This window comes from Prosthecobacter sp. (genome assembly GCF_049294395.1).
GTDB lineage: Bacteria > Verrucomicrobiota > Verrucomicrobiia > Verrucomicrobiales > Verrucomicrobiaceae > Prosthecobacter.
Genome location: NZ_JBAQCR010000018.1, coordinates 1 through 3,768, shown reverse-complemented (window position 1 = coordinate 3,768; position 3,768 = coordinate 1). Strand labels below are relative to the sequence as shown.

General features: G+C 63.0%; 3 protein-coding genes. 2 read left to right on the top strand and 1 reads right to left on the bottom strand.

The annotated features are described in order from the left end of the window. Positions 1–791 precede the first annotated feature (791 nt). Positions 792–2,546, bottom strand: coding sequence for an SMP-30/gluconolactonase/LRE family protein (locus WAW39_RS01190; protein ID WP_422314920.1), 1,755 nt, complete (start codon positions 2,544–2,546; stop codon positions 792–794). An 82-nt stretch (positions 2,547–2,628) separates the two neighbouring features. Here WAW39_RS01190 and WAW39_RS01185 point away from each other — a divergent pair, with 82 nt between their 5' ends. Together WAW39_RS01185 and WAW39_RS01180 are read left to right on the top strand one after the other, a co-directional pair. Beyond that, positions 2,629–3,315 (top strand): lipoate--protein ligase family protein, encoded by a 687-nt coding sequence (locus tag WAW39_RS01185; protein ID WP_422314918.1) that lies wholly within the window; start codon positions 2,629–2,631, stop codon positions 3,313–3,315. Further along, entirely contained in the window at positions 3,312–3,662 is a 351-nt protein-coding gene (locus WAW39_RS01180; protein WP_422314916.1) for a gamma-glutamylcyclotransferase family protein, read from the top strand. The genes WAW39_RS01185 and WAW39_RS01180 overlap by 4 nt, the downstream gene beginning before the upstream one ends. The last annotated feature ends 106 nt before the right edge of the window (positions 3,663–3,768 follow it).

The following is a 3,768-nucleotide window of genomic DNA, read 5'->3' as shown; positions in this document are numbered from 1 at the left end:
GTCCTACGATGGGCGCGGCGCGCTGGCCGTAGGTCGGTTGTGTTTGGCGTCGAGGGGGATTCCTTGCTCCATGGCACGCTTCGCCAAACCGCCCGACTCTGGGGGCGTTCGTGCGCCGGTGTGTTTGCCATACGCTCGCAGACGGGCGGGCTGTCGCCACGACCGTCCTACGATGGGCGCGGCGCGCTGGCCGTAGGTCGGTTGTGTTTGGCGTCGAGGGGGATCCCAAGCTCCATGGCAAACTTCGCCAAACCGCCCGACTGCGAGCGCTTTCTCAGGCTGGACGGCAGGCTGAGGCCGGAGCCCATTCTTCACTCCGCGAAAGCGGTGGCTCCGATGCAGGCTGCGCCGTGCATTTGCGCGACCGCATTGATTGATTGATTGATTCGCTGCGCTCGCCCTTCGGGCTCCTTTCAGTTGTCTGTTTGCCTTCGGCTATCTCCGCCTCGCTCCGGTTCACTTCGTTCGGCTCGCTGCGCTCACCCTTCGGGCAGCCTGCGGCTGTCTACCTCCGCTGCGCTTCGGTTCCATATGGCTCCGTGCGCCGACGCTTCTGATATGGAGTGTGGTCGCGAAGTGAGGAACGAACGCAGCTACCGCTTTCGCAGGCGGGAAGGCTTGCGTTGACGATGCGCACCTCGGCGGCACCCGCTCCCCGGCGCATGCAGGCCGGTCACTTCACGCGCATCATGAGACGTTCGAAAGCGGTGCCGCCGATGCAGGCTTGCGCCGTGCATCTCTGTCACCGCACTCCAAGACGCTGCCGCGCGTTTTTGAGCTTTGCGTTTCTCCTACAGCCTCGGCTTCTCCGGCTTGATCGGGGCCTCTGCCGAGCGCACGCCTTTCACCTGCGTTTTGCGTTTGAAGACCTTGTCGCCGTTGCAGGCGTAGAGTTCGTCGAAGTTGGCACCGCCGAAGACGACGTTGGCCAGCCATTTGCGCTGCGGCTTGGCGATGATGCCGTTCACGCGTCCGGCCTGATCGCAGAACTGAATGCCTGCGTGCGTGGCGACGTAGAGGCGGCCCTTGGTGTCCAGCGTCATGCCGTCGGCGCCGCTTTCCATCAGGCCGTCGGGGATGCGCAGGTGGTGGTAGGGCTGCTTGGCGGAGAGCTTGCCATCGGCCTCGATGTGGTAGCTCCAGATGAACTGGCCGCGCATGTCGGCCACCAGCAGCAGGCTCTGGTCCGGCGTCAGGCGCAGGCCATTGGGGAAGGCGAGGCCGCCTTTGTCATTCGTGTCCACCACGCTCTTCTCGCCGTTCGGCTTGATGAGCCACACCTGCTTGTGCGGAGGATCGGTGACGTAGAGATTGCCGTTCAGGCCGATGCAGAGGTCGTTGGAGTCGATGCCCTCGGCGATCACAGTCATCTTGCCGGCTTCATCGTAGGCCACGATCTGCTTGTTGCCGCTGGCGCAGGCATACAGGCGGCCGTCGGGGCCAAACATGAGGCCGTTGGCCTTGCCGGTGTTCTCGGCAAAGACGGAGACCTTGCCATCCAGCCCCACCTTGTGGATGCGGCTGTTCGGGATGTCGGTGAAGAAGACCTCGCCCTTCGCATTCACCGCCGGGCCTTCGGTGAAGCCGTAGCCTTCTCCCACGAGCTGCCATTCGCTACCAGCTCCCAGCACTTCCATCACGGGTGCTTTCGAGCCCACGCCCTTCGTCACGGCCTTGGGCCAGTCCTTCCACAGCCAGCGCATGGCATCGGGGAAAATGGCGGTGGCATGCTTGCCATTGTGGCCGCCGTCTCCCCACACGTGGTTGGATTCATAGCCCGCAAACTCCAGCGCGGAGAGCATTTCTTGATTGGCGAGGAACCAGTTTCCGCCGGTGCCGTTCGCGTCATTGCTGCCGTCTTGCAGGAAGACGCGCAGCGCCTTCGGCTCGGCTTTGCGAATCATCACCGGGTAGTCGTTGCCGCCGCGCTGATCCACATACGTGCCGATGGTGCTGAACACCCGGCTGAAGGCCTCGGGCCGCTCCCACGCAGCGGTGAAGGCGGCGATGGCCCCACTGCTGCTGCCGCCGATGCTGCGGTCGTTGCCATTGTGCGAGAGGCGGATCGGGCGGCCATCCGGCAGCACGATTTTTTCCACCTGCGGCAGAAGCTCTTCGAGGATGAAGCGCGCGTAGTTCTCGCCGAGGCCGTCGTATTCCACGCTGCGGTTGAAGCGGTCGAGCTGCGTGGCGGGATCTGCCGCAGGCACGCGGCCATGCATCACGAAGACACCGATGAGCACCGGGATCTCCTTTTTGGCGATGAGGTTGTCGAAGACGACGGGCGCGAGATTTTGGATGCCGTCCTGGTTCACATGCACGCAGGCGGGTGTGTCGGGCGTGTATTGCTTGGGCACATACACCCAGTAGTCGCGCACCGTGCCGGGGAAGATCTTGCTGCCCTTGAATTCGAACTTCAGCACGTCGCCCTTCGGCACGCCTTCCTGGGGTTTGGAATCAGGGCCGGGCTGGTAGTCGTCTGCCGCAGGGGACAGGACGGTGAAAAGCAGGGAAAAGGAGAGCAGGAGCAAGCGGGAGGGAGGCATGATGAGAGGGCTTTAAACGCTGCGGCGGAGGCCAAAGTAACATCCGGGCTGCAAGTGTGGAAAAATGAGGCATGATGGTCGCGTGGATTCTGCCAAACCTCTCTTCAACGACCTCATCCTCCACCTCGACGCGCCGCCGCATGACGGCCCGTGGAACATGGCTGCCGACCAGGCCTGGCTGGAGCAGAGCGAGGTGCCGGTGCTGCGCGTGTACCGCTGGGATCAGCCCACGGTGACCATCGGCTATGCGCAGAATTTGGCCAAGCTGGCGGAAACCCTGCCGCCGTGGCCCGTGGTGCGGCGCTGGACGGGCGGCGGTGTGGTGCTGCATGAGAATGATTTCACGTATTCCTTCATCGTGCCGGCGGTGCATCCCTGGTCCCAGACCAATCCGCTGGACAGCTACCGCCTGATCCATGAGTCGCTGGCCAAAGCGCTGGACGATGGCAGCCGCCTCGCCGGGCCGGAAGATTTGATCGAGAACCCGTTCTGCTTTGTGGCGCCCGCCATGCACGATGTGGTGCGCGACAAGGTGAAAGTCGCCGGGGCAGGGCAGCGGCGCGGCAAGCTGGGGCTGCTGCATCAGGGCAGCGTGCAGCAGGTGCAGCTCACGGAGGACTTCTGGCCGCGCTGGGCCGCGCAACTGGCCAAAAACGTGCTGGTGAAGGAAGAGATGACCGATGCGATGATCGAACGTGCGAATGAACTGACGCAGATGCGGTACAGCCGGGGCTCCTGGCTGAATGAACGGGAGGATGCGCTGCCATGACTTTGGTATTCGTTTACGGCACGCTGAAGCGCGGTGGGGATAACCACCGATGGATCGAGACGCAACGGTTTGTGACGAAAGCCCGCACGGCCCCGCTTTATCGCATGTATGATCTGGGGGGCTATCCCGGCATGGTTCGCGCGCCTGATGGCGTCTGCATCGAAGGCGAAGTCTGGAGCGTGGACGAGGCAGGGCTCGCCCAACTGGATGTGCTGGAAGACACCGAGGGCGGGGAGTATGAGCGTGTGAATGTGCAGCTTGACGGCGAGCAGGCGTCTCTGGTTGTCGAAGGCTATGTTTACCTGCGAAGCATTAAAGGGAAACAAGATCTGGGGACTTGCTGGTGAGTTCGTAGGTTGGTTGTGTTTGGCATCGAGAGTGCTTTATCTTCCACTGCGCTCTCCGCCAAACCGCCCGACTGCGAGGGTGTTCGTACGCCGTGGTGTTTGCCGT

Bases quoted from the DNA above. Each gene is read 5' to 3' on its own strand.
- WAW39_RS01190 (WP_422314920.1), bottom strand. From the start codon at position 2,546: ATGCCTCCCTCCCGCTTGCTCCTGCTCTCCTTTTCCCTGCTTTTCACC.
- WAW39_RS01180 (WP_422314916.1), top strand. From the start codon at position 3,312: ATGACTTTGGTATTCGTTTACGGCACGCTGAAGCGCGGTGGGGATAAC.